Genomic DNA, 3,288 nt, shown 5'->3' with positions numbered 1-3,288 from the left:
TCGTGTCGGGCACGCTGTTGGGTGTCTGAGGGTGCGGACTTTGTCCCATCTTCGCGATGCCGGCCCCGGTGAAACACTGCTTCGGTGGTGTGTGACGGGTGGCTGGTCGTTGCTTGAGAACTGCACAGTGGACGCGAGCATCTGTGGCCAAGTTTTTAAGGGCGCACGGTGGATGCCTTGGCACCAGGAACCGATGAAGGACGTGGGAGGCCACGATAGTCCCCGGGGAGCCGTCAACCAGGCTTTGATCCGGGGGTTTCCGAATGGGGAAACCCGGCAGTCGTCATGGGCTGTCACCCGCTGCTGAACACATAGGCAGTGTGGAGGGAACGAGGGGAAGTGAAACATCTCAGTACCCTCAGGAAGAGAAAACAACCGTGATTCCGGGAGTAGTGGCGAGCGAAACCGGATGAGGCCAAACCGTATGCGTGTGATACCCGGCAGGGGTTGCGCATGCGGGGTTGTGGGATCTCTTTTTCACGGTCTGCCGGCTGTGAGACGAGTCAGAAACCGTTGATGTAGGCGAAGGACATGCGAAAGGTCCGGCGTAGAGGGTAAGACCCCCGTAGCTGAAACATCAACGGCTCGTTTAAGAGACACCCAAGTAGCACGGGGCCCGAGAAATCCCGTGTGAATCTGGCGGGACCACCCGCTAAGCCTAAATATTCCCTGGTGACCGATAGCGGATAGTACCGTGAGGGAATGGTGAAAAGTACCGCGGGAGCGGAGTGAAATAGTACCTGAAACCGTGTGCCTACAAGCCGTGGGAGCGTCGGATGCGAGCTTGCTTGCATCTCGTGACTGCGTGCCTTTTGAAGAATGAGCCTGCGAGTTTGCGGTGTGTTGCGAGGTTAACCCGTGTGGGGAAGCCGTAGCGAAAGCGAGTCCGAACAGGGCGATTCAGTAGCGCGCTCAAGACCCGAAGCGGAGTGATCTAGCCATGGGCAGGTTGAAGCGGAGGTAAGACTTCGTGGAGGACCGAACCCACCAGGGTTGAAAACCTGGGGGATGACCTGTGGTTAGGGGTGAAAGGCCAATCAAACTCCGTGATAGCTGGTTCTCCCCGAAATGCATTTAGGTGCAGCGTCGTGTGTTTCTTGCCGGAGGTAGAGCACTGGATAGGCGATGGGCCCTACCGGGTTACTGACCTTAGCCAAACTCCGAATGCCGGTAAGTGAGAGCGCGGCAGTGAGACTGTGGGGGATAAGCTCCATGGTCGAGAGGGAAACAGCCCAGAGCATCGACTAAGGCCCCTAAGCGTACGCTAAGTGGGAAAGGATGTGGAGTCGCAGAGACAACCAGGAGGTTGGCTTAGAAGCAGCCACCCTTGAAAGAGTGCGTAATAGCTCACTGGTCAAGTGATTCCGCGCCGACAATGTAGCGGGGCTCAAGCGTACCGCCGAAGTCGTGTCATTGCAGTACATACCCCCAACGGGGACTGTGATGGGTAGGGGAGCGTCGTGTGCCGGGTGAAGCAGCCGCGGAAGCGAGTTGTGGACGGTTCACGAGTGAGAATGCAGGCATGAGTAGCGATACACACGTGGGAAACGTGTGCGCCGATTGACTAAGGGTTCCTGGGTCAAGCTGATCTGCCCAGGGTAAGTCGGGACCTAAGGCGAGGCCGACAGGCGTAGTCGATGGACAACCGGTTGATATTCCGGTACCCGCTTTGAAACGCCCAATATCGAATCCTCTGATGCTAAGGCCGTGAAGCCGTTCCGGACCCTTCGGGGAATGGAAAGTGGTGGAGCCGCCGGCCCAAGGTGGTAGTAGGTAAGCGATGGGGTGACGCAGGAAGGTAGTCCAGCCCGGGCGGTGGTTGTCCCGGGGTAAGGGTGTAGGCCGTGTGATAGGCAAATCCGTCACACATTGAGGCTGAGACCTGATGCCGAGCCGATTGTGGTGAAGTGGATGATCCTATGCTGTCGAGAAAAGCCTCTAGCGAGTTTCATGGCGGCCCGTACCCTAAACCGACTCAGGTGGTCAGGTAGAGAATACCGAGGCGTTCGGGTGAACTATGGTTAAGGAACTCGGCAAAATGCCCCCGTAACTTCGGGAGAAGGGGGGCCACAACTGGTGATCGGATTTTCTCCGTGAGCTGGGGGTGGCCGCAGAGACCAGCGAGAAGCGACTGTTTACTAAAAACACAGGTCCGTGCGAAGCCGTAAGGCGATGTATACGGACTGACGCCTGCCCGGTGCTGGAACGTTAAGGGGACCGGTTAGCTGACTTTCGAGTCGGCGAAGCTGAGAACTTAAGCGCCAGTAAACGGCGGTGGTAACTATAACCATCCTAAGGTAGCGAAATTCCTTGTCGGGTAAGTTCCGACCTGCACGAATGGCGTAACGACTTCTCGACTGTCTCAACCATAGGCCCGGTGAAATTGCACTACGAGTAAAGATGCTCGTTTCGCGCAGCAGGACGGAAAGACCCCGGGACCTTTACTACAGTTTGATATTGGTGTTCGGTTCGGCTTGTGTAGGATAGGTGGGAGACTGTGAAGCTTGGACGCCAGTTCAGGTGGAGTCGTCGTTGAAATACCACTCTGGTCGTGCTGGATGTCTAACCTGGGTCCGTGATCCGGATCAGGGACAGTGTCTGATGGGTAGTTTAACTGGGGCGGTTGCCTCCTAAAGGGTAACGGAGGCGCCCAAAGGTTCCCTCAGCCTGGTTGGTAATCAGGTGTTGAGTGTAAGTGCACAAGGGAGCTTGACTGTGAGACCGACGGGTCGAGCAGGGACGAAAGTCGGGACTAGTGATCCGGCGGTGGCTTGTGGAAGCGCCGTCGCTCAACGGATAAAAGGTACCCCGGGGATAACAGGCTGATCTTCCCCAAGAGTCCATATCGACGGGATGGTTTGGCACCTCGATGTCGGCTCGTCGCATCCTGGGGCTGGAGTCGGTCCCAAGGGTTGGGCTGTTCGCCCATTAAAGCGGTACGCGAGCTGGGTTTAGAACGTCGTGAGACAGTTCGGTCCCTATCCGCTGTGCGCGTAGGAATATTGAGAAGGGCTGTCCCTAGTACGAGAGGACCGGGACGGACGAACCTCTGGTGTGCCAGTTGTTCTGCCAAGGGCATGGCTGGTTGGCTACGTTCGGGAGGGATAACCGCTGAAAGCATCTAAGCGGGAAGCCTGCTTCGAGATGAGTATTCCCACCTCCTTGAGAGGGTAAGGCTCCCAGTAGACGACTGGGTTGATAGGCCGGATATGGAAGCCCAGTAATGGGTGGAGTTGACCGGTACTAATAGGCCGAGGGCTTGTCCTCAGTTGCTCGCGTCCACTGTGT

The 3,288-nt window shown here is 57.0% G+C and carries 1 rRNA gene; it reads left to right on the top strand.

Annotated elements, in window-relative coordinates:
- Positions 1-145: 145 nt before the first annotated feature.
- A 23S ribosomal RNA gene (locus ACIA79_RS33475) occupies positions 146-3,267 on the top strand.
- Positions 3,268-3,288 lie beyond the last annotated feature (21 nt).

The sequence above is a fragment of the Streptomyces sp. NPDC051310 genome, from assembly GCF_044455245.1.
Taxonomy (GTDB): domain Bacteria; phylum Actinomycetota; class Actinomycetes; order Streptomycetales; family Streptomycetaceae; genus Streptomyces.
The sequence above is the reverse complement of the archived record's forward strand: the minus strand, read 5'-3'. Positions and strand labels throughout refer to the sequence as shown.